At 70.0% G+C, this 23874-nt stretch carries 24 protein-coding genes; 13 read left to right on the top strand and 11 right to left on the bottom strand.

All coding sequences use genetic code 11. From position 1 onward, the window contains the following. Positions 1-2: 2 nt before the first annotated feature. From LY12_RS00880 to LY12_RS00870, 3 genes are read right to left on the bottom strand one after another with little or no spacing between them, the layout of a single operon-like run. Positions 3-224: a recombinase-like helix-turn-helix domain-containing protein gene (locus LY12_RS00880; protein WP_253852624.1), complete on the bottom strand. Its 222-nt coding sequence runs from the start codon at positions 222-224 to the stop codon at positions 3-5. A 19-nt stretch (positions 225-243) separates the two neighbouring features. Next, on the bottom strand, positions 244-1170 hold the full coding sequence (locus LY12_RS00875) for a PDR/VanB family oxidoreductase (RefSeq protein WP_253852623.1): 927 nt from the start codon (positions 1168-1170) through the stop codon (positions 244-246). A gap of 59 nt (positions 1171-1229) precedes the next feature. After that, complete coding sequence (locus tag LY12_RS00870) at positions 1230-1745, bottom strand: cupin domain-containing protein (RefSeq protein ID WP_253852622.1); 516 nt, start codon at positions 1743-1745, stop codon at positions 1230-1232. Positions 1746-2032: 287 nt separating this feature from the next. On the opposite strand from LY12_RS00870, the gene LY12_RS00865 reads away from it, so the two are divergent. After that, positions 2033-3529 (top strand): aldehyde dehydrogenase, encoded by a 1497-nt coding sequence (locus LY12_RS00865; protein ID WP_253852621.1) that lies wholly within the window; start codon positions 2033-2035, stop codon positions 3527-3529. Between the two features lie 21 nt (positions 3530-3550). On the opposite strand, the gene LY12_RS00860 is transcribed toward LY12_RS00865, so the two are convergent. Both LY12_RS00860 and LY12_RS00855 read right to left on the bottom strand, forming a co-directional pair. Next, positions 3551-4087, bottom strand: coding sequence for a MarR family winged helix-turn-helix transcriptional regulator (locus LY12_RS00860; protein WP_253852620.1), 537 nt, complete (start codon positions 4085-4087; stop codon positions 3551-3553). A gap of 124 nt (positions 4088-4211) precedes the next feature. After that, positions 4212-5057 carry a LysR family transcriptional regulator gene (locus LY12_RS00855; RefSeq protein ID WP_253852619.1) on the bottom strand — a complete coding sequence of 282 codons (846 nt, stop codon included), beginning with the start codon at positions 5055-5057 and terminating at the stop codon, positions 4212-4214. 140 nt (positions 5058-5197) lie between these two features. On the opposite strand from LY12_RS00855, the gene LY12_RS00850 reads away from it, so the two are divergent. Continuing rightward, a complete protein-coding gene (locus tag LY12_RS00850; RefSeq protein WP_253852618.1) occupies positions 5198-6457 on the top strand; it encodes a YbfB/YjiJ family MFS transporter in 1260 nt (419 codons plus the stop codon). A 66-nt stretch (positions 6458-6523) separates the two neighbouring features. Beyond that, positions 6524-6964 (top strand): hypothetical protein, encoded by a 441-nt coding sequence (locus LY12_RS00845; RefSeq protein WP_253852617.1) that lies wholly within the window; start codon positions 6524-6526, stop codon positions 6962-6964. A 64-nt stretch (positions 6965-7028) separates the two neighbouring features. On the opposite strand, the gene LY12_RS00840 is transcribed toward LY12_RS00845, so the two are convergent. After that, on the bottom strand, positions 7029-7637 hold the full coding sequence (locus LY12_RS00840; protein WP_253852616.1) for a CueP family metal-binding protein: 609 nt from the start codon (positions 7635-7637) through the stop codon (positions 7029-7031). Positions 7638-8062: 425 nt separating this feature from the next. On the opposite strand from LY12_RS00840, the gene LY12_RS00835 reads away from it, so the two are divergent. Further along, a complete protein-coding gene (locus tag LY12_RS00835) occupies positions 8063-10354 on the top strand; it encodes a heavy metal translocating P-type ATPase (RefSeq protein ID WP_253852615.1) in 2292 nt (763 codons plus the stop codon). Between the two features lie 65 nt (positions 10355-10419). Here the strand turns inward: LY12_RS00835 and LY12_RS00830 are convergent, their stop codons facing one another. After that, a complete protein-coding gene (locus LY12_RS00830) occupies positions 10420-10659 on the bottom strand; it encodes a hypothetical protein (protein WP_253852614.1) in 240 nt (79 codons plus the stop codon). Further along, positions 10656-11660, bottom strand: coding sequence for a hypothetical protein (locus tag LY12_RS00825; RefSeq protein ID WP_253852613.1), 1005 nt, complete (start codon positions 11658-11660; stop codon positions 10656-10658). Before LY12_RS00825 ends, LY12_RS00830 begins: the two co-directional genes overlap by 4 nt. Positions 11661-11986: 326 nt before the next feature. Between LY12_RS00825 and LY12_RS00820 the strand changes: the two genes are divergently transcribed. Together LY12_RS00820 and LY12_RS00815 are read left to right on the top strand one after the other, a co-directional pair. Further along, positions 11987-12649 (top strand): hypothetical protein, encoded by a 663-nt coding sequence (locus tag LY12_RS00820; RefSeq protein ID WP_253852612.1) that lies wholly within the window; start codon positions 11987-11989, stop codon positions 12647-12649. After that, positions 12642-13676: an SRPBCC family protein gene (locus tag LY12_RS00815; RefSeq protein ID WP_253852611.1), complete on the top strand. Its 1035-nt coding sequence runs from the start codon at positions 12642-12644 to the stop codon at positions 13674-13676. Before LY12_RS00820 ends, LY12_RS00815 begins: the two co-directional genes overlap by 8 nt. A 45-nt stretch (positions 13677-13721) precedes the next feature. Here the strand turns inward: LY12_RS00815 and LY12_RS00810 are convergent, their stop codons facing one another. Continuing rightward, on the bottom strand, positions 13722-14159 hold the full coding sequence (locus tag LY12_RS00810) for a PPOX class F420-dependent oxidoreductase (protein ID WP_253852610.1): 438 nt from the start codon (positions 14157-14159) through the stop codon (positions 13722-13724). 219 nt (positions 14160-14378) lie between these two features. Between LY12_RS00810 and LY12_RS00805 the strand changes: the two genes are divergently transcribed. The 7 genes from LY12_RS00805 (at position 14379) to LY12_RS00775 (ending at position 21227) form a co-directional block, all read left to right on the top strand. Continuing rightward, positions 14379-15578, top strand: a complete 1200-nt coding sequence (locus tag LY12_RS00805; protein WP_253852609.1) for a GAF domain-containing sensor histidine kinase — start codon at positions 14379-14381, stop codon at positions 15576-15578. Further along, positions 15575-16195 (top strand): response regulator, encoded by a 621-nt coding sequence (locus LY12_RS00800; RefSeq protein WP_253852608.1) that lies wholly within the window; start codon positions 15575-15577, stop codon positions 16193-16195. Before LY12_RS00805 ends, LY12_RS00800 begins: the two co-directional genes overlap by 4 nt. A gap of 165 nt (positions 16196-16360) precedes the next feature. Continuing rightward, the gene (locus LY12_RS00795; protein WP_253852607.1) at positions 16361-17173 is read left to right on the top strand and encodes an ABC transporter ATP-binding protein; all 813 of its coding nucleotides are present in this window, start codon (positions 16361-16363) and stop codon (positions 17171-17173) included. Continuing rightward, the gene (locus LY12_RS00790) at positions 17170-17961 is read left to right on the top strand and encodes an ABC transporter ATP-binding protein (RefSeq protein ID WP_253852606.1); all 792 of its coding nucleotides are present in this window, start codon (positions 17170-17172) and stop codon (positions 17959-17961) included. Before LY12_RS00795 ends, LY12_RS00790 begins: the two co-directional genes overlap by 4 nt. Continuing rightward, positions 17961-18839: a branched-chain amino acid ABC transporter permease gene (locus LY12_RS00785; RefSeq protein WP_253852605.1), complete on the top strand. Its 879-nt coding sequence runs from the start codon at positions 17961-17963 to the stop codon at positions 18837-18839. Before LY12_RS00790 ends, LY12_RS00785 begins: the two co-directional genes overlap by 1 nt. After that, a complete protein-coding gene (locus LY12_RS00780; RefSeq protein ID WP_253852604.1) occupies positions 18832-19980 on the top strand; it encodes a branched-chain amino acid ABC transporter permease in 1149 nt (382 codons plus the stop codon). Before LY12_RS00785 ends, LY12_RS00780 begins: the two co-directional genes overlap by 8 nt. Next, the gene (locus tag LY12_RS00775; RefSeq protein ID WP_253852603.1) at positions 19977-21227 is read left to right on the top strand and encodes an ABC transporter substrate-binding protein; all 1251 of its coding nucleotides are present in this window, start codon (positions 19977-19979) and stop codon (positions 21225-21227) included. The genes LY12_RS00780 and LY12_RS00775 overlap by 4 nt, the downstream gene beginning before the upstream one ends. Before the next feature lie 51 nt (positions 21228-21278). Here LY12_RS00775 and LY12_RS00770 read toward each other — a convergent pair whose 3' ends face one another. Together LY12_RS00770 and LY12_RS00765 are read right to left on the bottom strand one after the other, a co-directional pair. Next, positions 21279-22325 carry a LacI family DNA-binding transcriptional regulator gene (locus LY12_RS00770; RefSeq protein ID WP_253852602.1) on the bottom strand — a complete coding sequence of 349 codons (1047 nt, stop codon included), beginning with the start codon at positions 22323-22325 and terminating at the stop codon, positions 21279-21281. Further along, positions 22318-23874 carry a glycoside hydrolase family 13 protein gene (locus tag LY12_RS00765; protein ID WP_253852601.1) on the bottom strand — a complete coding sequence of 519 codons (1557 nt, stop codon included), beginning with the start codon at positions 23872-23874 and terminating at the stop codon, positions 22318-22320. Before LY12_RS00765 ends, LY12_RS00770 begins: the two co-directional genes overlap by 8 nt.

Genomic DNA, 23874 nt, shown 5'->3' with positions numbered 1-23874 from the left:
GTTCACCCTTCGCGTGCGAGCCGGGCCAGTTCGTCCTGCAGTACGTCGTCCGTCCATTCGGCACCGCCCGCCGGGCGGACGCCGGTGTCGTTGAGCGCGGACACGACACCGGGGAGGTCGTGGATACCCCGCCCGTAGATCGCTTCGAGCTCGTCCGCGAAGGCCTCCTCGTAGCTGGTCGGGGGGCGCGTGCGGGTTTGATACGGGTTGAGTTCCAGTGGCATGGTCACTCCTCGGGTGCTGCTAGCTGATGTCGAGGACGAGTTCGGCGGAGCGACACCGGGAGACACACGGCAGGATCGTCTCCGCGGATTCCTTCTCGGCCGGGCTCAGCACGTGGTCGCGATGCTCGGGTTCACCGGAGAGGACCTTCGTCTCGCAGGTGCCGCAGATGCCTTCGCGGCAGGAGGTGGGCACGCCGACCCCAGCCGCCTCCAGTGCCTCGACGATGCTGGTGTGCTGCGGGACGGCGATGCGTGTCCCCGATCCGGCACAGACGACGTCGAAGGAGCTTTCCTCCGCCGGGTCGGGGCTTTCGGCGGGCTCGGCCCGGAACCGCTCGAGGTGCAGCTCCGGCGAATCGCCGAGCACGTCCCGCACCGCCGCGAGCATGGGTTCGGGACCACAGCAGTACACGTGTCCCCCGGGCGGCCGCCCGGCCAGCACGGACGCCAGGTCGGGTGGTCCGCCGCGCTCGTCGTCGCAGTGAATCGACAGCCGGTCCCCTGCGATCGCACACAAGTCGTCGAGGAAGGCCATTGTGGACCGGCTGTGGCCGCAGTACAGCAGTGACCACTCGGTGCCGGAACCCGACAACTGTTCGGCCATCGCCTTGATCGGTGTGATCCCGATGCCGCCCGCGATCAGGGTGACGTGCTCGGCCGGTTCGAGCGGGAAGTTGTTCCGCGGTCCGTCGACGTCGAGCAGCGCGCCGACCCGGAGGTCCCGATGCACGAACGCGCTGCCGCCGCGGGAGTTCGCCTCGTGCAGGACCGCTACCGTCCATTCCGAGTCACCGGCGGGACCTTCGCACAACGAGTACTCCCGCGATGTGCCGTTCGGCAGGTGCAGGGTGATGTGCGCGCCCGGCGTCCAGCCGGGCAGCGGTTCGCCGTCGATCGGGGCGAGGCGAAGCTCGATGATCCGCTCGGACAGCCAAGTCTGGCGCATCAGGCGCATCGTCCGGGTCAAGATGTCCTCCCGTTGACGGCTCCGCCGGAGCCGGATCCTCAGTCGCGGGTAACGCCGTAGACGGGCGAGGTCGTCGGATACGTGGGAAGTTGGGGTCGCTGCGTGCCGATGACCACGCAGAACAGGGCGTCGGAATCGCCGACGTTGCGCAGGCTGCGCGGCACTCCGGCCGGAACCCTGATCAGATCCCGGTAACCGAGAACCCGGCTGGCCGTTCGGGTCCCGTCCTCCGTGTCGTGCACGGTCACCTCGACCGAACCCTCGAGAACGTAGAAGACCTCTTCGACGTCGTGATGGGTGTGCTCGGGACCGACGCCGCCGATGGGGAGGCGCATGTTCGAGAACGTGAACCCCTCCGAGGGCAGGGTCTTGCCGTCGCCTTCGTGGTTCCCGGTCGCCCCGGAGCCGATGTAGCGGATCTGCGCACGGCGGAACTCCTCGCCCGCCTTCGCCTGAAACGCGAGCGTGTCCCAGTCCTCGATCCGCGTGTCACGGCTGGCGATGCACGAGTCGATGAGGCCGTCGAGATCGGCCGTCGCAGCAGTGGAGGTCATGCCGAATCCTTCCCGTAAAAATTTAGCTCTAAGCTAGTTCGCCATCGGTTTATAGCAACGCGCAGCCGCGGCAACAACCCCTTCGCCGTGAACAACTTGCGCGAGTCGGCGCATAAACTTCGTTGATCAGCGGATTTTCCGAGGAACTCGGCCTGATGCGCGGCGCTGATCCCGTGCCGACCTGAGCCACCGTCCCGGCGTCGAACCGTTCCATATAGCTTGCTTCGAAGATTTCTCTGTGCTTGAGTGAGCGCGCACGACGACCGCGGCGCGGTGTAGGAGACGAGATGGCCGAGGTACGAACTCCGACCCGGGACGGCATTCCCGACGAGATCCTCGTCGGCGGGGAATGGGTCACCGGCACGGGACCGGTACTGGAATCGATCGACCCCGCCAACGGCGAACCCGTCGCCCGGATCCGATCGGCCGGCCCCGCCGATGTCGACCGTGCCGTGGCCGCCGGCCTGACCGCGTCCGCCGATCCGAGTTGGCGGGACCGTCCACCCCATCAGCGAGCACGGATCCTCGCCAGGATGGCCGATCTGATCGAGCGGTACTCGGACGACCTGGCGCGGCTGCAAACCCGCGACACGGGCAAGACACTCGCCGAGACCACCGCACTGGTCGCCAGCGCGGCCGGGACCTTCCGGTTCTTCGCCGGGAGCTGCGAGACGTTCGAGTCGGAGGTGACGCCCTCACGTGGGCAGTACCTGTCGATGAGCGTGCACGAACCGATCGGCGTGGTGGCGGCGATCAACCCGTGGAACTCGCCGATCGCCAGCGACGCCCAGAAGGTGGCACCCGCACTGGCCGCCGGAAACAGTGTCGTGCTCAAACCCGCGGAGTGGACGCCGCTCGTGTCGCTGGCGCTGGGCCGGATCGCGACCGAGGCGGGGCTTCCGGCCGGACTGTTGTCCGTACTGCCGGGATCCGGATCCGAGATCGGTGACGCGCTCGTGCGGCATCCGGACGTGGGCAAGGTGTCGTTCACGGGAGGAACGTCAACCGGACGGGCCATCGGCCGGGTGGCGGCGGAGAAGATCATGCCGGTCGCGCTCGAACTCGGCGGCAAGTCACCCACGATCGTCTTCGACGACGCGGATGTCGAACATGCCGTTGCGGGCATTCTGTACGGCATCTTCTCGTCGTCGGGTCAGAGTTGCGTGGCCGGTTCGCGGATCTTCGTCGACCAACGGATGTACACGGACGTGCTCGACAGGCTCGTCGAGGCCACCCGGGCCCTGCGAGTCGGGTCAGGCACGGAGCCGGGCGTGCAGGTCGGCCCGTTGGTGCACCACGAGCACCGCGACCGGGTGGCGCAGCTGGTCGAGCGGGCACGCACCGAGGGCGGCCGGGTGCACTGTGGTGGCCGGATTCCGGACGACCCCTCACTCGGCGCGGGTGCCTACTATCTGCCGACGATCATCGACGGCTTGACGAACTCGGCGGCGACCTGCCAGGAGGAGATCTTCGGCCCGGTCGCCGTCGTGCTCCCGTTCACCGACGAGGAAGAGCTGGTGCGCGAAGCCAACGACACGGTCTACGGACTCGCGTGCGGTATCTGGACCTCGGACTACCGCAGGGCGTTGCGGGTCGCCCGGCGCATCGAGGCGGGCACGGTGTGGATCAACACGTACAAGCAGCTTTCCGTCGCGACCCCCTTCTCCGGAGTCAAGGAAAGCGGCCTGGGAACGGAGAAGGGGCGGGCAGGGATCCGTGCCTACACACGGCAGAAGAGTCTCTACTTCGGACTCAACGAGGACCCGCTGCCCTGGGCGGGCTGAGCCCGCGCGGCCCGTTCGAGCTCACTCGCTGCGCTCGGTCAGTTCGCACAGCTCCATCGAACGTTCGAGCCGGTGCAACAGGTGAGCCAGCTGTTTCCGTTCGCTCTTGGACAGGCCGACCAGCATCGCCTGCTCGTTGGAGAAATGCTCGTCGGCCAGCTTGTCGATCAGCGCCGCCCCTTCCTCGGTGAGCGCCACGTACACGATCCGGCCGTCATCGGTGTCCCGTTCACGGCGCACGAGACCGGATTTCTCGAGCTGGTTCACGCGTTGGGTCAGCCCACCGGTCGTCACCAGGGTTTGTTGAGCGAGCGCCCCCGCGTTGAGTCGCCCCTCGTCCGAGCTACGCCGGAGGGCTGCCAGGACGTCGAAGGCACCCATGCTGATCCCGTACTCGGCGAACGTCTCACCGATGAATGCTTGGTATCGATGGTAATTGCGATGCAGCCTGCCGAAGACGGCCAAGGCGGAGACGTCCAACTCGGGACGCGAACGTCGCCATTGGTCGGTGATCAGATCGACGGCGTCCGGCGTTGTCCAGGTGTCCTTCCGCGCCATGCGTACTCCTTCCGAACGGTTCGGCCCGATAGTTAGCTTAGCGCTAAGCTTAATTTTCTCACCGCACCGGGCTGCCGCCCGCACCGACCGGAGTTCGCACGGACCTGTCCGCACGGACCCGCCACTACGCGGGCGTGCCGGTGGCGGCGTCGAGGAAGTGCCGGACGAGCGCACCGGCCGTGGCCGGCAGGTACGCCAGGCGCACCGGCACCGGCGGCGCTCCGGCGAGCGGGACGAAGCGGACTCCGGAATGGTTGCTGCGGCGGGCCGCCACGACGGGCACGACGCCGATGCCGTGGTCCGCGGCGACGGTTTCGAGCCATTCGTCGTAGTTGGTGCAGGTCACGATCTCGACGGAGCGCTCGCCGCCGGGCCACGACCAGTTCCCGGTCGTGCCGGACACGGTGTTGACGACCAGCGGCCACATCGGGATCTCCTCCCAGCCGAGCCGCTGCCGGCCCGCCAACTCGGATCGGGTGGACACGGCGGCGATGCGGTCCTCGTCGAACAGCTGCACGTCCGCGGCGCCGCCGAGGTCGGGGTCGCCGCGCAGGAGCGCCACGTCGACGTCCGCACGGTGCAGCGCGGCCACCGGATCGTCTCGCCGCATCACCGTGACGGTGGCGCCGGTCGCGTTCTCGAACGCGGCAACGGTGTTCTGGGCCCACGGATCGGGCAGCAGCCAACTGAACCCGAGGCGCAGTGTCCGCTGGGCGCCGACCGCCGCGACGGCCTGCGCGAGCTCGCCGAGAACCCGTTCGGCACGGTCCAGGAACTGCTCGCCCACGCTCGTCACGCGGACGTGGCGGGTACTGCGCTCCAGCAGCCGCACCTGCAGGATCGCCTCCAACTGCTGGACGGTGCGGGACAGGACCGGTTGCGTGACGCGCAGTTCGGCGGCGGCGCCGGTGTACGAGCCATGCCGGACGACGGCGACGAACGCCCGCAAATGCCGCAGCTCTACATCCATGCCTGAGAAACATAGACGCACGGCAACGTGCATTTCACTCCGCCACCCCGACGTACTTAACGTGAACGGCGCCTGGCCGGGACGCCGGTAGGCCACGTCGCGGACTCGCGGCGGCACGTCGACGCCGGAGGTACGGATCGGTGGCAGCAGTGGACATCCACTCGGCACGGAGCGGCGCGCAGCACCGGCCGACCTGGCACGTGGTGGTGCAGGGCGGGTTCGCGCTGGCGGCGGCGATGGGCGTGGGCCGGTTCGTGTTCACCCCGATCCTGCCGCTGATGCAGGCGCAGGCCGGCATCAGCCCGCACACCGGCAACGCGCTGGCCACCGCGAACTACGTGGGATACCTCGCCGGTGCGGTCGCCGCCATCCTGGTGCCGCGGCTCGCGCGGTCGCGGCCGGCCCTACGGACGTGTCTGGTGCTGCTGACGGTCACGCTGGCCGGGATGGCGGTCACGACCGACACGGTGGTCTGGATCGGGATGCGCACGATGGCCGGTGTCGCCAGCGCACTGATCTTCGTGATCGCCTCGAACGCCGCACTGGAGCGGCTGCGCACCCACGCTCAGCACCTGACGGGATGGGTGTACTGCGGTGTCGGCGCCGGAATCGCGGTGTCCGGGCTGTGCGTGCTCGCCGTCGACGCGGTGGGCGGCTGGCGGACGGCGTGGTGGGTCGCGGCGGCGTTGACCACGGCGCTCGCTTCGGTGGCGTGGCGGCTGCCCGCACCGCAGACTCCGGCGGCGTCACCGGACACCGACACCGGCAACGGAAGCGGCCGCCGGTTGTTCGCGGCGCTGCTGGTCGGCTATGCCCTCGAAGGAGCCGGTTACATCGTCGCGGGCACGTTCCTCGTCGCGGCGCTGTCGCGCAACGGCCCGTCGTGGCTGGGTAACGGATCCTGGATACTGGTCGGGCTGGCCGCCGCACCGTCGTGCGCGCTCTGGGCCGCCGCGGCGCACCGCTTCTCGCGACCGGACCTGCTGATCGGGGCGCTGCTGCTCCAAGCGGTCGGGATGGCACTGCCGGCGTTGTTCGGTGGTGTCGCACCGGCGCTGGTGTCGGCGGTGTTGTTCGGCGGCACGTTCATGGGGGTCACCACCCTGACGCTCGCGACCGGTGCCCACCTGGGTGTTCCACGAGCCACGGCGCTGCTGACCGCGGGCTACAGCATCGGCCAGGTACTCGGACCGCTGGGCGTGGCGCCGTTGCTGACGCGGGGCTACGGACCCGCGCTGCTGGTCGCGGCAGCCCTCGCAACCGCGGCCGCGGCCGCCACCGCGCTCCTGCGGTTCCACTCCCCCGCAACCGGGCCTCCGAACGGTGGCCGCACCGGCGCTCACCGCGACTCCGAGAGCGCAACGGCGGGCGAACCTTCCCTCGGCCGCACCGCGACGTGAACGACGGGACCGTTCCCGGCCGATAGAGTCACCATCGTCCGGGCCGTCACACGAAAGGGACTCCACGTGCCGTCGTTCGCCCTACGCCGCACCGACTTCCACGGCCTGCGGGACGTCAGCGGCCTGCGCCTCAAGCTCTACGCCATCAGTGCCGACGGGGAGCCCACGGGCGAGGAGCTGCTGGAATCGGCCGTCGACACCGCGGGCACGATCCTGCCCACTGCTGCGGGCGACTGCGGGTTCGTGATCGTCCACCGCGGCGAGGACGCCGTCTGGCTGCTCGTGCACTGGTGGGACGGTGACATCCTCTGCCAGCGACTCCTCCGCGACGGCGAGAGCGGTTTCGTGCCCGCCGAGCCGCAGCTGTTCGCGTGTGTGTGGGAGCTGCACGTCATCGACCACGAACGGCGCTGCTGGGCCGCGTACGTGCTCGGGGCGGGCGACGTCGACGGCTACCTCGGCGACACGCTCACCGTACCCGCGGGCGCCGAGCTCACGACGAACTGACCCTCCGCAACCCCGGCTGCTCGCCCGTCACGCATCCGGGACCTCGGACGGCTCGGGGGCACACTCAGGTCAGCCGCAGCCCGGTGATGCAGGTCGGGTCGTCGCCGCTGCGCGTCGCGATACGTGCGGTTCCGGCCCTGCCCTCGTGCTCGACGGTCAGCGTCGCCTCGATACCCCGGGGAACCCACAGGCCGACGAAGCCGTTGTCGAAGGTCTTCCGGGTCTCGTCGACGAGTACGTCGCCGCCTGGACCGGTGAGCACGACCCGGACCGCCTCGTTGCCGAGCTCGCCCCGGCACGTGGTCAGGCTGTGGAAGTGACACTCGTGGGTCTCCTGCCGGTAGGGCGCGACGGAGACGTAGACCTCGTCGTCGGGCATCGGCAACTCGACCGCGCGTTCCCGCTCGTCGCTGAGGACGAGCGCGTCGGGCCGCACGGATGCGAGCAGGTCGGACGGGCGGTCGTCGACGTGCATCCGGTCCAGCCGTTCGATGATCTCGGGGGCGTCGAGTCCGGCTAGTTCGTGCTCGGCGAGCAGTCCACCGCCGGGGCTGCCGGCGGGCGGCGCGGACTCCGGACCAGGGCCGGAACAGCCCACGAGTACGAGTCCGGCGATCAGGACCGAGACGGCGGCGGTGGTCCGGTTCCGCCGCCGCGGCGCGGGATGAGCCATGCCGTCATCCTCGACGAGCGCCCGGCCGCGGCCGCAACCGGGTCACGAGTCAGCACACCGGTCGGCGGTTCTCGCCGACCGGCACGATTCACCACCGCCCCGCACCCGTGATCTGCGAACCGGCACGAGTACTGGACTACTACCCCCTAGGGGTATAGGGTATAGCAGGAGCGCCGCCGGAGACGACGCAGGGACTGCCGCGGGAACGCAGCGGCAAGAAGAACAGCGGCAACACAAACAGCGGCGACGACGCCGCGGCACAACACAGCCCAGCAACAACGGCGCAGCAACAACACGGCGCAGCAAGCACCCCGACAAGAACACGGCACAACAGCACGGCACCGGAGCGCGGGGGTCCGGATGCGACCTGCGGGGCCTGCGCCCTCGTACCACCCTCGATGAGGACACCGAAGGAAGTGACGAACATGAGCCACGAACCCTCGACGCGATCGCCCGAGGTGACAGCCCACGGGCATCACCACGAGTCGGGCCCGCACACCGGCCGCGGGTCCCACCACGACGGGCACGACGAGAGCCCCGCCGCCCAGGACCACAGTGGCCACGGCGGAGACCACGGCGATCATTCCGGCCACAGCGGCGGCCACGCCGGCCACGGCGGCCACGCCGGCCACGGCGGCCACGCCGGCCACGGCGGCCACGCCGGCCACGGCGGCCACGCCGGCCACGGCGGCCACGGCGGCCACGGCGGCCACGCCGGCCACGGCGGCCACGGCGATCACGTGGGCCAGTTCCGGCGGTTGTTCTGGGCCATGCTCGTACTGGCCGTCCCCGTGGTCGGGTTCAACGACATGTTCGCCGACCTCATCGGTTACCGGCTGCCCGACGCCGCATGGGTCTGGTGGGTATCGCCGGTACTGGGCACCGTCGTCTACTTCTGGGGCGGACGGCCCTTCCTCACCGGCGGCCTGGGTGAGATCCGCACCCGCACCCCCGGGATGATGCTGCTCATCGCCCTCGCGATCACGGTCGCCTTCGTCGCGTCCTGGGGCGCCAGCCTGCGGATCCTCGACCACGAGCTGAACTTCTGGTGGGAGCTCGCGCTCCTGGTGGTCATCATGCTGCTTGGCCACTGGCTGGAGATGCGGTCCCTGGCCCAGACCACGTCGGCGCTCGATTCGCTCGCCGCACTGTTGCCCGACGAGGCCGAGAAGGTCGACGGCGACCGTGTGGTGACGGTCGATCCCGCCGAGCTCGCCGTCGGGGACGTCGTCGTCGTCCGCCCCGGGTCGTCGGTACCGGCGGACGGGACGATCGTCGACGGCTCCGCATCGATGGACGAGTCGATGGTCACCGGCGAGTCCAAGCCGGTGCGGCGCGGCAGCGGCGACCACGTCGTCGCAGGCACCGTCGCCACCGATTCCGGGGTGCGCGTCGAGGTCACGGCGACCGGCGACGACACGGCACTGGCGGGGATCCGGAAACTCGTCGCCGACGCACAGGCCTCGTCGTCCCGCGCGCAGCGCATCGCCGACACCGCCGCTGCGTGGCTGTTCTGGTTCGCGCTCGGCGCGGCGGCGGTCACGGCGATCGTCTGGTCACTGACCGGACTGCCCGACGACGCCGTCGTCCGCACGATCACCGTGCTGGTCATCGCCTGCCCCCACGCGCTGGGACTGGCGATCCCGCTGGTCGTCTCCATCGCGACCGAACGCGCCGCCCGCGGCGGCGTGCTGATCAAGGATCGGCTGGCGCTGGAATCGATGCGCACCGTCGACGCGGTGCTGTTCGACAAGACCGGCACCCTGACCAAGGGCGAGCCCGCCGTCACCGCGATCGAACCAGCAGGCGACCGCGACGCCGGCGACGTACTGGCCCTCGCCGCCGCTGCCGAGGCCGACAGCGAGCACCCGCTCGCGAGGGCCGTGGTGAGCGCCGCCCGCACCCGGGAGCTGACCGTTCCCACGGCGTCCGACTTCTCCTCGTCGCCCGCGGTCGGGGTGAAGGCGACCGTGGACGGCGCAGTGGTCGAGGTCGGCGGCCCGCACCTGCTGGAACAGCGCGGAGCCGGGGAGATGCACGTCGCCGACCGGTGGCGCGGTGAGGGCGCGATCATCCTCCACGTCCTTTCCGACGGCGAGGTCATCGGTGCGCTGCGGCTCGCCGACGAGATCAGGCCCGAATCGCGCGAGGCCGTCGACGCCCTGCACGCCGCGGGCACCGAGGTCGTGATGATCACCGGCGATGCCAAGGCCGTGGCGGACACGGTCGCGGCGGAACTCGGCATCGACCGGGTGTTCGCCGGCGTCCGGCCCGAGGACAAGGCCGCCAAGGTGGCACAACTCCAGGAGGAGAACTACCGGGTCGCCATGGTCGGCGACGGCGTCAACGACGCCCCTGCGCTCGCCCAGGCGGACGTGGGCATCGCCATCGGCGCGGGCACGGATGTCGCGATCGGCTCGGCGGGCGTGATCCTCGCGAGTTCCGATCCGCGGTCGGTGCTGTCGGTCGTCGAACTGTCGCGAGCGACGTTCCGGAAGATGAAGCAGAACCTGTGGTGGGCTGCCGGGTACAACCTGGTGTCGGTTCCGCTCGCCGCGGGCGTGCTCGCACCCGTCGGGTTCGTGCTGCCGATGAGTGTTGGCGCGATCCTCATGTCCGCATCCACCGTCGTCGTCGCCCTCAACGCGCAGCTGCTGCGCCGACTCGAACTCGCCCCGGCGACGAGCGCCGCGAGGGTTCTCGAGCGTTCGAGGTGACCCGCCGGTGCGGCCGGCCCGGTCGGCGAGTGCTGCACCGCCACCGCGTCGCACGGCGGGAGCGGTCAGGTCGACGTGTCGACATCCAGGTACGCCGTGATCCAGTGGTCGATCCGGACGTCGCGGTAGATCACTCCCGCACGAACCGGATCCGGGAGACGCACGCACCTGCTGCCGGAGGTCGACGTCCGGTCGTCGGTGTCGCCGCTGAACACGACCCGGGTATCGGGCTCGTCGAAAAAGGTGATCTCCTCGGCCCGCACGGTGCTCCTGACCGACACGTCGGCCCTGCCCTCCGTCGTCACCGGCGCGACGTCCTTCCGGACGACCGGTCGCGCTGCCTACGCGACCGAGACGACGAGTCCCGCCCGGCGCCGCGCGTGCGCCGGGCGGGTTCTTGCTCGTCATCTCGCCCGCGGGACCCCCGGCCGCCTCTCCGCTGCCCGGTTTTCCGGTCGTCAGCGCTTCGATCGCCGGTACCGTCCCCGTCCTCGTCGCCGTCGTCCTCGTCGGATTCCTCGTCGTAATCGTCGTCGGCTTCCTCGTCGTAATCGTCGTCGGCGTCATCTTCCTCGTCGCCGGCTTCCGCGTCGTCGGTTCCGTCGACGAGATCGTGCGCACTGCGCCCCACCTGTTGGACGGTCTCCCCCGCGCCTTCACCGACGTTCTCGACGGCACCTCCGGCACCTTCGCCGACCGCGCGGGCGGCGTCGCCCGCTCCCGCACCCACCTTCTCGGCGGCTTCCCCGGCACCTTCACCGACACGCTCCACCGCACCGCCTGCGCCCGCGCCGACCTCCTTGACGGCTGAGCCGGCACCCTCGCCGACGTGCTCGACGGCCCCTCCGGCGCCCTCGCCGATCTCCTCCACCGCCGAACCCGCACCCTCACCGACCTCCTCCACGGCCCTGCCGAGGCCCTGGGTCAGCTGCTCGAGGATCTGGGGGTTGCGGTCGATCGTCGTCAGAACTCGGTCGAGGATGCCCGCGACGTTGTCCAGTCGGACGTCGAGCAGAGCCTGCGCCTCGACCCCCTTGATCTGGAGCGCCACCCGGCCGAGCTCGGCATCGACACCGACGTTGAGCTTGAGCAGGTCGAGCACCTCGGCCTGCAGTGACACCCTCGCCCGGAGATTCTCCACTTCCAGGCTGATCTCCTCGACCTTCACCACCGGGACGTCGAGGTGGACGTCGGGCTGTGCCGCGCCTCCCGCACGTGCCGCGACGGACTGCCGCGGCTCTGCTCCGGAGTCCGTCCCCTCGCCGTCGGCGTCATCCTGCTGCGATCGCTCGTCACTGCCGGCCATCCGTCCACCCCTCACTGCCACACCACCGGCGGAAGCGTCCACGTTTCGGTGCGGCCCGATCGCCGGGACATCCGGCGGGAACCCTCGACCCCGCATCCCGGTCTTCTCGTTCGCTCCCGGTTTCCCGTTCCTAGGTTCGGCTGCGGGCACCCGCCTGAAACGCCTGCGGCCGCTCGGCACCGGCTGCACTCGGCCGATCCCCGTGTCGTGGTGTGACGGCCCATGCCCGGGGGTAAGTCTGACCCGGAAGGCGGATCGAGAGCCGCCGGCAGGCGTGGCCCTTGAGCATCGACGGGCAGTCGCGTCGTCACCAGCAGGAGGCCGGGATGAAACAGGGACCTCGGATCGCCGCCGCGATGGCGGTCGGCTACACCCTCGGACGCACTCGCCGGATGAAACTGGCGCTCATGGCGGGCGGCGTTCTCGCCGGAAGGCGCATGGGAGACCGCAAGGAGCTGCTGTCCAAGGCAGACAACGCGCTGGCTTCCGCCACAGGGTCCGGTGAGTTCAGCGCGCTGCGCGACCGTCTCGTCGACGCGGCGAGGACGGCCGCCGTCGCCGCCGCGAGCAACAAGATCGATTCGCTGAGCGACAATCTGTCCGAACGCGCCGCCGATATCCGTTCCCCGCGAACCGATTCGCCGCGCGATGCCGACGACGGCGACACCGCCGAGACGGAACGCGACCAGGAGTCGCGCGGCGAGGAGAGCGGACGGGACGACAGCGGCGACGCAGCCGAACAGGAGTCGTCGTCCCGCGACGGGCAGGACGACGACGCTCCGGCCGAGGCACGGAAATCGAGCTCCCGCACACGTGCACCCCGCGAACCGGCCACTCCGAGCACGCCCGCGGCGGGCGGTGGCGGGGCGTCGCCGAAGAAACCGAAGAAGCCGAAGGCGTCCTCCTCGTCGCGGGGTTCGTCGTCGCGGGGCTCGTCGTCGCGGGGCTCGTCGTCGCGACAGCGCACATCGGGTGGCGGCGATGGGTGACGCCGAACAGCGCGAACGAGGGCCCGCCCGCGGCATGGTGGAAGAGCTGCCGCTGGAGCATCTGAAGGAAGCCGGCCAGGACCTGCTCGAAGCGGTGGTCTCGCGGACGGTCGGCTCGATCACCGACGCCGTCTCCGACCTGACGGGCCGGCTGACCCGCGTCGCCGACAACGGGGGTTCCGGCCTGAGCGCGGCACTCACGGGTGCGAAGGAGCTGGCAGAAGGCACATCACCGCTCAAGGCCGCGCTGAGTGCCGGGATCGGCGGGGCCAAGGACAAGGCCGAACGAGCCGTGGGAAGCGGAGGGAGCGGCAACGTGAAGGTCGTCAACATCGTCGAGGAGTGCGACGTGGGACTCCCGCTTCGCGTCGCCTACAACCAGTGGACCACGTTCGAGGACTACCCCGGCTTCACCAGGAAAGTGGAGAAGGTCGAGCAGGAGTCCGAGGAGAAGGTCCACTGGCGGGCGCGGATCTTCTTCTCCCACCGGGACTGGGAATCCACCATCGTCGAACAGGTTCCGGACGAGCGGATCGTGTGGAAGTCGACCGGCGCCAAGGGCTACGTCGACGGCGCCGTGACGTTTCACGAGCTCGCACCGACGATGACGCGCATCCTGCTCGTGCTCGAATACCACCCGCAGGGCTTCTTCGAGAAGACGGCGAACCTGTGGCGCGCGCAGGGGCGACGGGTGCGCTCGGACTTCAAGCACATCAAACGCCACATGATGACGCGCACCATCCTCGACCAGGACGAGGCCGAGGGCTGGCGCGGCGAGATCCGGGACGAGGAGGTCGTCAGGACCCACGAGGAAGGGCTCGACGAGGAACAGAACCGGGACGGGACGGCCCGGGACGAGGACGAACTCGACGACGCCCCCGGCGACGACTCCGATCTCGACGAAGGCGACTCCGACGAGGGCGACGCCGCTTCCGACGACAGCGACTCCGACAGGAGCGACTCCGACGAGGGCGAGCAGCGCGCAACCGCGCGGCGCAAGACAGCAGGGTCGTCGCGGTCGAAGTGAGGCGACCGCCGGCCGTCGTGTGGGACGCGGCGTCGGCGGTGGTGTTCAGTCGGCCAGCTCCGCGTGGGCGACGACCTTCGTGATGCGGGCGCGGACGAGCAGTTCGCCGGGGACCGCGTTGCGCTTCCCGAAGGTCTCCGCGTTCTCCTCCCCCATGTAGCGACCGCCGATCGTCGTCGCCCAGCCGAGCATCTCGTCGAGATCGTCGGACAGCGTCGCCTCGGCGGTGACGTGCACGTACGAGTACGGCGGGGCCTGGTCGTCGACCGTCATCGACAACCGTGGGTCGCGGCGCAGCGCCCGGCCCTTCACCGTCTCGGCACCGGTGTTGAACACGATCTCGTCACCGGCATCGCCCTCGTGGAGGACGAACCAGACCGGGGTGACGTGCGGCGAGCCGTCGGCGCGCACCACGCCCACCTTGCCCGTGCGCGTCCCGTCGCTCGCGAACCGCCACCATTCGTCGCGCGTCATCTCGTGCATGCACCGCAAGCTACCGCGCTCGGCGCCGGCCCGCCGGTCGGCGCCGACGCACCCCGACACCCGGCCCGGCGCCCGTCGATCATTTCTTTGCTTAGCACAAGCTATCAATTGTGGTGATTATTGTTTCCACTCACACGCGAGCAGTGAATCATTGTCGAGAATCTCTGCGTGCCGGAATTCGTCGTATGCATTCCGACACGCCTGGCTTATAGTGTCGGAATGTCCGCCGAGAAACGGCGCGCAACGGAACGGGCCGTCGAGCACGGCGAAGTACTCGACGGACTGTTGCGCCAACGCGACGACCTGCTGACCGTGCTGGACCGGGTGGTGGCGTTGAACGGCACGGCACGGCGCATCCGGGACACCCTCGGCACCGATTCCGGATTCGTCGCCGACCTCGAGAGTCCCGACGAGGCGGTGATCCGCTGGCTCTCGGGAAACCGCACCGACCAGTTGCGCAATCTCTCGGTGCCGATCGGCCAGGGCATCGGTGGCCGGGTCCTCGCGCTGGGCCGGCCGGTGCGCGTCACGGACTACGTGCAGTCGCCCACGATCACGCATCAGTTCGACGCCCAGGTGCGGGGTGAGGGCCTCGGCGCGATGGTGGCCGTGCCGATCCTCGGCTCGCGCGGCGGCGTGGAGCAGACGGTCGCCGTCGCCTACGCGGCCATGCGCAGGCCCGCCGATTTCGGCGACGACGCGGTCACGGCGCTCGAAGGCATCGCAGGGCGGGCCGCCAACGCGCTGCGCCTCGCCGACGCGGCCGAGGCGTGCCGGTCCGACGCCGTCGCCGGCGAACGGCAGCGGATGCGCAGCGCACTGCACGACTCCGTGGGCGCGCTGCTGTTCTCCATCGGCGCGCAGGTGCGCGATCTGCACGAGGCGATCCGGGACAATCCGGTGCTGGACCACCGGCTGCGGCGCCTGGAGGAGGACGTGTCGGCCGCGTCGAGCGCACTGCGCGAGTCCCTGCTCGCGCTGGCCGAGACCACGCCGGAGCGGGCGTTGCCGGTGGAGCTGGCCGAGCATGCCCGGTCGTTCGAGGCCCGCACGGGCGTGCCCGCACGGTTCGTACAGCTCGCGCCCGTACCGCCGATGGACGCCGAGCGCACCTCGTTGCTCGTCCAGGTGGTCCGCGAGGGGCTGCTGAACGTCGAGAAGCACGCGCGCGCCTACTCCGTGGTGGTGAGCCTCGGCCCGAGCGACGGCGGCATCCAGGTCGTGGTGGCGGACGACGGCGTCAGCGTCCACAACGGCGAGGGTGGCCACGACGGCCCGGAGGTCAGCACCGGCCTCGGGGTGCGGTCGCTGGCGCAGCGAGCGGTGCGCGTCGGCGGCAACGTCAGCCTGGTGCGCGACGACGACGGCGGCTGCACGTTGCGCGCCTGGATCCCCGACGTCGACGGTGCGGCGTCGTGACCGCCACCGTGCTCGTCGTCGACGACCACCCGGTGGTGCGCGACGGCGTCACGCTCCTGTTGCGCACCGACCCGACGTTGACGATCGCCGGAGCGGCCGAATCGGGGCACGCCGCCATCGAACGGGTGGCCGAGCTGCGACCGGACCTGGTCCTGCTCGACCTGCGGCTGCCCGACATGCTCGCGCCCGAGGTCGTGGCGGGACTGCGCGCCGCCCATCCCGGGGTGCGGGTCGTCGTGTTCACCGCTCACGGCGATCACCAGGGCGTGGTCGCCGCGCTCGAGGCGGGCGCGCACGGCGGGCTCCTCAAGGACGTCGCCGGTACGGACCTGGTCGCCGCGTTGCGCCGGGTGCTGCGCGGCGAACGGGTCATCGACCCGCGGATCATGCCCGACGCGGGGCAACGTTCCGACGCGCTCGCCCGCAGCGGCCTCACGCGCCGTGAATACGAGGTGCTGCGCCTCGCCGCCCAGGGGCGCACCAACCCGGAGATCGCCGACGTGACGGGGCTGACGCGCAACACCGTCAAGACGTACCTGCAGTCGGCGCTGCACAAGCTCGGCGCGCGCAACCGGGTCGAAGCGATCGGCAAGGCGAGCGAGGCCGGGCTGCTCTGACACCGGTTGTTGCCGGCATCGTGTCCGGTTCGTTGTGCACTGGCTCTCCACGTGGAGGTATGCGCCTTCCTCCCGGAGTCGCAGGATTACGCGTCACTGGCAGTGACGCCAGTCACTCGGCGGGAGGAGTGGCGTGCGCATCAACCCCCGGACCAGGGAGCGATCGTGCTGACCGTACGGAACCTGCGGGTGCGCTACGGGCGTTCCGTCTCCGCGCTCCACGGCATCGACCTGGACGTGCCCGACGACGGCGTGCTGGCAGTGCTGGGCAGCAACGGAGCGGGCAAGTCGACGCTGCTGCGCGCTGTCTCGGGCACGCTGGGGCTGCACCGCGGCTCCGTCACCGGAGGTGAGATCCACTACGACGGCACGCGTCTCGACAAGCTCGACCCGGCGGCCGTCGTGCGGCAGGGCGTCGTCGGTGTCCCGGAGGGGCGTCAGATCTTCGCGCGGATGAGCGTGGAGGAGAACCTGCGCGCCGGTGGGATCGGCGCGCGGTCGGCCGCCGAACGCACCGCGGCGAGCCGGCGTGTGCACGAGCTCTTCCCCGTGCTGGCCGATCGTGCGAGCCAGCGCGCGGGCCTGCTGTCCGGCGGCGAACAGCAGATGCTCGCCATCGGCAGGGCGCTGATGTCGAGTCCGAGACTGCTGCTGCTCGACGAACCGTCGCTCGGCCTGGCCCCCAAGATCGTCGAGCGGATCGCCGCGATCATCCGGGACATCCACGAGCAGGGCACCGCGGTGGTGCTGGTCGAACAGAACGCCGTCATGGCGCTCGGGGTCGCCGACCACGCCGCGGTGCTGGAGGTCGGCACGCTCGCGCTCTCGGCACCGGCGGACGAGCTGGCCGAGAGCGAGGACGTGCAGCGGCTCTACCTCGGCGGCCACGCGGAATCCGAGGCCGAGGCCGAGCGCCAGGTGGAGGCCGCACACGAGCAACGTTCGGCCAAGCGCAGGTTGTCGAGGTGGTCGGGATGAGCGGGGCCGAGCTCGCGGTCGAGAACGTGACGCTGCGGTTCGGCGGGTTGCGCGCCCTCGACGCCGTGTCGTTCGCCGTCCACCCCGGCTCGTTGCATGCGCTCATCGGACCCAACGGCGCGGGGAAGTCGAGCTGTTTCAACGTCATCAGCGGCCTGTACCGCGCGGGCGAGGGCCGGGTGCGGTTCGGTGAGCACGACATCACCGGCATCCGGCCGAACCGGCTCGCGAAACGCGGCATCGGCAGAGCGTTCCAGAACGCCGCTCTCTCTCCACAGTCGACGGTGCTCGACAACGTCATGCTCGGCAGGTACTCGCTCACCCGCGGCGGTTTCCTGGAGTGCGGGCTGCAGTTGCCGTGGGTGCGGAAGCAGGAGCGCAGGCACACCGAGCGGGCGGCCGAGATCTGCGAGTTCCTCGGGCTCGGTGCGGCGCTGCACACGCCCGCGGGCGCACTGCCCTACGGCGCGGTGAAGCGCGTGGACATCGCCAGAGCGCTGGCCGTCGAGCCCGCACTGCTCCTGCTCGACGAACCCGCGGCGGGCATGAACGCCGCGGAGACCGCCGAGCTGGCCGACACGATCCGCGAGATACGCGAGGAACTCGACATCTCGATCCTGCTCGTCGAGCACGACATGGGCCTGGTGATGGGTATCGCCGATCGCGTGACGGTCCTCGACTTCGGGCGCGTCATCGCCGACGGGCCGCCCGCCGAGGTGCAGTCCGACCCCGAGGTCGTACGCGCATATCTGGGCACCGACAGCAGTGACGGTACGGAGGCCGGGTAGTGGACACGTTCGTACAGCTGGTCGTCAACGGCCTCGGCAAGGGCGCGGTCTTCGCGCTGCTCGCCCTGGGCTTCGTGATCATCTTCAAGGCCACCGAGGTGGTCAACTTCGCGCACGGGTCGCTCGTGCTGTTCGGCGGTTACCTCGTCGTGGTCACCCGCGAGACGCTCGGGTGGGCCGGTGCCGCGGTCGTCGGTGTCCTGTCGGCAGGATTGCTGGCGCTGCTCGTGGAACGCCTGTTGCTGTCGCGGTCCAGGCTGGCCTCCCCGTTCAGCCTGGCGCTGTTGACCATCGGCGTGGACGTGATCATCACCGAGGAGATCGTGCGCAGGCTCGGCGTCTCGCTGCCGTTCATCGGCGACGCGTGGGACGCTCAGCCGCTCCAGGTCGGCGGCGTCACGATGTTCCGCACCCACCTGGTCGCGATCGTCGTGGCGACGGTGCTGATCACCCTGTTCTTCCTCGCCTTCCGGTACTCGAACTGGGGTATCGCGATGCGCGCGCAGGCGGAGAACAAGGAGGCGGCCGCCCTCTCCGGGGTGCGCAGCTGGGTCGTCACCTCGTCGGCGTGGCTGGTCGCGGGCCTGCTGGCGGGCGTGGCGGTGCTGTTCATCGCGACGCAGGACTTCTCGGGTGCCGGCCTGTCCAGGGGGACGCACTCGATCGCCCTCGCCGCGTTCCCCGCCGCGATCATCGGCGGGCTCGACTCCACCGCGGGGGCGGTGGTCGGCGGGCTCGTCGTCGGTCTCGTCGACGCACTGTCCACCGAGTACGTCTCGTTCGCCTTCGCCAAGAGCGCGGTGTTCCTCGTGATGCTGGTGGTTCTGGTCGTCCGCCCGTCGGGGCTGTTCGGGACGAAGGAGACGACCCGTGTCTGATCGCACCGACACCCTCGACGTCCCGGTCGCCGCACCGTCGCCGAAGCCGCGCCGGGACCTCGGCTGGTGGATCCGCCTGGCACTGTGGCTGGCCCTGTTCGTCGTGCTGCTCGCACTACCGCTGTACCTGGAGGCGCAGTGGCTCAAGGCCGGGCAGTACATGATGGTCGGCGCCGTCGGCGCGATGGGACTGACGCTGCTGACCGGACAGGCGGGGCAGCTGTCGCTGGCGCACGCCTTCTTCCTGCTCGCCGGTGCCACGTCCTACACCGTGTTGTCCGGGCCCACCGGTGATCCCGAACTGGTCGGCTTCGGTCTCGATCCGCTGCTCGCGCTCGTCGGCGCCGTCGCGGTCACCGCCGTGCTGGGACTGGCGTTCGCTCCCGTCGCCGCGCGGCTGCGCGGTATCTACCTCGGTGTCGCCTCGCTCGCGCTGGTGTTCCTCGGGCTCTACTTGGGACAGTCGGCCGAGTCGCTGACCGGTGGCACGTCCACCGGGAGGCCGCCCGCGTCGTTCGAGCTGTTCGGCTTCCCGTTCTCCAACGAGGGCGAGCTGGAGATCCTCGGCGTTCCCATTCGGGAGACCGAACGCGTCTGGTATCTGTTCCTCGCGCTCGTCGTGGTGGCGTTCCTGCTCGCGCGCGGCGCGGTCGGCGGCCGCATCGGCAGGGCGTGGCGGGCCGTGCGCGACAACGAGTCGGCCGCGGCGGCCATGGGCATCAGCGTGCCCGGGGTGAAGGCCGGCGTGTTCGCCGTGTCGTCGGCGTACGCGGGCCTGGCGGGTGTGATGACCGTGTTGTGGTTCGACATTCTCAAACCCGACGAGAGCGAGTTCGGCACCTACGGCATCAACGTGTCGATCGCCTACCTGGCGATGATCATCATCGGGGGCCTCGGGTCGGTCTCCGGGGCGCTCGTCGGAGCGGTACTCGTCAACGGCCTGCCGCAGGTGCTCGCGCTGTACTCCACGGATCTCGGCTGGTTCACCGGAACCGGCGAGAACGCCTTCACACCCATCCTGATCAGCTCTTTCGTGTACGGCGCGGCCATCGTGCTCGTCGTGCTCTTCGAACCGGGGGGCCTGGCGGCGATCGGCCGCCGAATCGCGGGACTCACGCGCCGTGGAAAGGATCCGACATGAGACGAACACTGGCGATCACGTGCGCTGCGGCGCTCGTACTGACCGCGTGCGGCACCAAAGGCGGTGGTTCCGACGGCGGCACCGAAGGGGCGGGCGGTGTGACGACGGATGTCGGCGTCACCGATTCCGAGATCACACTCGGCGTGATGACCGACCAGACCGGCCCGTTCAAGGCACTGTCGACCGGAATCACGCACGGCAACCAGCTGTGGGTGGAGGACGTCAACGCCGGCGGCGGCATCTGCGGGCGCGATCTGAAACTGGAGATCGTCGACCACGGCTACAAGGCCGACACCGCGAAGACCCTGTACCCGCAGATCGAACCGAAGGTGCTCGGGCTGGTGCAGCTCGTCGGGTCGCCGGTCACGGCCGCGTTGAGCGAGGACCTCGAAGCCGACGAGATGACGACCACCCCGACGTCGTGGTCCTCGGAGCTGCTGAGCAATCCGTACCTGATGGTCGTGGGGACCACCTACGACGTCGAGATGATCAACGGGCTGTCGTATCTGCAGGACGAGGGCATGCTCTCCGACGGCGACACCATCGGTCACATCTACATCGACGGCGAGTACGGCGCCAACGGGCTGCGGGGCGCGCGGTACTACGCGAAGCAACACGATCTGAACCTGAAGGAAGTCAAGATCACCTCCAGTGACAACGATCTGACGAACGTGGTCACCGGGCTGCGGGGGCAGGGCGTCGAGGCGATCACGCTGACCACGACGCCGACGCAGACCGGGTCGGTGGCCGCCGCCAACAAGGCGCTCGGGCTGAACGTGCCGATCCTCGGCAACAACCCGACGTTCGATCCGCTGCTGCACAACAGTCCCGCGGCCGGTGCCCTCGACAATCTCTACGTCGTGGCCAGCAGCGTGCCGTTCTCGGCGGACATCCCGAAGATGAAGGACGTCGCGCAGAAGTTCGACGCCGCGGGCTACACCGAGCCGCCGAACGCGGGTGTCCCCTACGGCTACGCGGTCGCCGAGGTGTGGGGCGCCGTGCTGGAGAAGGCGTGCGAGAACAAGGACATGACCCGCTCCGGCGTCCACGACGCGTTGCAGGAGACGACCTCGGCCGACACCGGCGACCTCGTCGCGGAGCTGGACTTCTCGACACCGGGCGCACCGGCGACCAGGGAGGTCTACGTGGCGAAACCGGACGCCTCCGTCAAGGGTGGCGTCACGTACGTCAAGCCGTTGTTCGAGTCCGAGGACGCGAAGAACTACAAGGCGCCGCATCAGGAATGACTCCGGCGCCCGGGGCCGTCTGCCCGACGACGACGGCGGCCCCGGGCCCGGTCACCGCGGCGCGGGCTGTGTCTTCTTCGCCGCCGTCGAACCGCGCACGACGAGCTCCGGCTGGAAGAGGTACTCCCCTGTCGGCACGCTGGCGCCCGCGATCTCGTCGAGCAGGGTGCGCACGGCGGCGGTGGCCATCGCGGGAACCTGTTGCTGGACGGTCGTCAACGGCGGGTCGGCGAACGCGATCAGCGGCGAGTCGTCGTAGCCGACCACGGAGAAGTCCCCCGGCACCGACAGGCCACGCTTGCGCGCGGCCCTGATCGCGCCCAACGCCATGAGATCACTGCCGCACACAACCGCGGTGCAGCCCTGCTCCAGCAGGTGCCACGCGGCCGAATGCCCACCTTCGACGGAGAACAGCGAATGCACGACGAGCGCGTCCGCGTCCTCCTCGCCGCCGACCGTGGGCGCCATCAGCTCCCGGAACCGGGCCGCCTTGCGCTGCGCGGGAACGAACCGTTGCGGGCCGACCGCCAGCCCGATGCGCTCGTGCCCGAGCGCGCGCAGGTGTGCCAGCGCGAGCTCGACCGCGGCCCCGTCGTCGTCGGAGAAGAACGGAGCCGCGATGTCCCGGGCGTAGCCGTTGAGGAACACCAGCGGCAGCCCGGACGCCACGAGCCCTTCGTAGCGGGCGTGACTCGCGGTGGTGTCGGCGTGCAGTCCCGACACGAACACGATGCCCGACACCCCTCGGTCCGTGAGCGTCTCGACGAACTCGTCCTCCGTGGCCCCTCCCGGGGTCTGCGTGCACAGCACCGACGTGTAGCCGCGCATGCTGAGCGTACGGTCGATCACCTGCGCGAACGCGGGGAAGATCGGGTTGTCGAGCTCCGGGATGATCAGCCCGATGAGCCCGGAGCTGCGCTGCTTGGTCCGGCTGGGCCGCTCGTAACCGAGCTCGTCCATCGCCGTGAGCACGGCTTGCCGTGTGGCGGGCGCCACACCCGACTTCCCGTTGAGCACCCGGCTCGCCGTGGCCTCACTGACCTTCGCCCGCTCGGCGATGTCGGTGAGGCGTACGGCGTCGAGGGGCTTGTCAGTCATCGAGGTCTCCGGTCCACCATGCCGCGCTCTCCGGCGGCAGGACGGTGGGGTCGGCGGTCGGGTCGGATGCGGCACTGGTCAACAGTAGTCGTCCCGGACTCTCGATCCTCGCGGGTACCGAGCCGAAGTTGATCGCGCAGGTGAACTCGCCCCTGCGGAACGCCAACACGTCCGGGCCGGATTCGAGCCACACCAGTCCGTCGCCGGGAATCCCGCGCCGCAGCCGCAACGCCTGGCGGTAGAGCTCGAACGTCGAATCCGGCACGCCTCGCTGCGCCTCGACCGTCAGGTCCGCCCACCGTTCCGGCTGCGGCAGCCACGGCGTGCCGCCGAAGCCGAACGGCGACGCCTCACCGGACCACGGGAGCGGGACCCGGCAGCCGTCCCTGCCACGGTCGGTGTGACCGGAGCGCTCCCACACCGGATCGGCGAGAACTTCGTCCGGCAGGTCGGTGACTTCCGGAAGGCCCAGTTCCTCCCCCTGGTACACGTATGTCGAGCCGGGCAGGGCCAGTGTGAACAGCGTCGCCGCACGTGCCCTGCGCAACCCGGCCTCGCCGCCGCCGAAACGGGTCACGTGCCGCTGCATGTCGTGATTGGACAGCACCCACGTGCTGGCCGCGCCGACCGCGTCCACCGCTTCGAGCGAGGCGTCGACGACCTCCCGGAACTCGGCCGCCGACCACTGCGCCTCCGCGTAGTGGAAGTTGAACGACTGGTGCAGCTCGTCCGGCCGCAGGTAGCGGGCCATGCGCTCGGCACTGCGCACCCACGCCTCGGCGACGCCGATGCGCATCCCGTCGTACGAATCGAGGATCTTCCGCCACTGCCGGTAGATCTCGTGCACGCCGTCCTGGTCGAAGTACGGCAGTTCCGCCTTCGTGAGCAGGCCGATCTGGTCACTCGTCCCGGTGTCGGGCAGCCCTGGTGCCTTGACCATCCCGTGGGCCACGTCGATGCGGATGCCGTCGACGCCGCGGTCGAGCCAGAACCGCAGGATGTCCTCGAACTCGGCACGCACTTCCGGGTGTTCCCAGTTGAGGTCCGGCTGGGCGGGGTCGAACAGGTGCAGATACCACTGGCCGTCGTCGACCTGTGTCCACGCCGGACCGCCGAACACGGACTCCCAGTCGTTGGGCGGACCGCCGTCACGGCCTTCGCGGAACAGGTACCGCTCGCGGGCCTCCGAGCCCGGCTCCGCACGCAGCGCCTCCTGGAACCACGGGTGCTGCGACGACGTGTGGTTGGGCACGATGTCGACGATGACGCGCAGCCCGTACTCGTGTGCCTCGCCGATCAGGGCCTCGGCGTCGGCGAGGTCGCCGAACAGCGGGTCGACGGTGCGATAGTCGGCGACGTCGTAGCCGCCGTCGGCCATCGGCGAGGCGTAGAACGGGGTCAGCCACACGGCGTCGATGCCCAGGTCGGCCAGGTAGCCCAGACGTGAGCGCACACCGTTCAGATCACCGACACCGTCGCCGTTCGCGTCGGCGAAGCTGCGCACGTAGACCTGGTAGATGACGGCGTGTTTCCACCACTGCGGATCCAT

The organism is Prauserella alba (assembly GCF_024171735.1).
GTDB classification, from domain to species: domain Bacteria; phylum Actinomycetota; class Actinomycetes; order Mycobacteriales; family Pseudonocardiaceae; genus Prauserella; species Prauserella alba.
The sequence above is the reverse complement of the archived record's forward strand: the minus strand, read 5'-3'. Positions and strand labels throughout refer to the sequence as shown.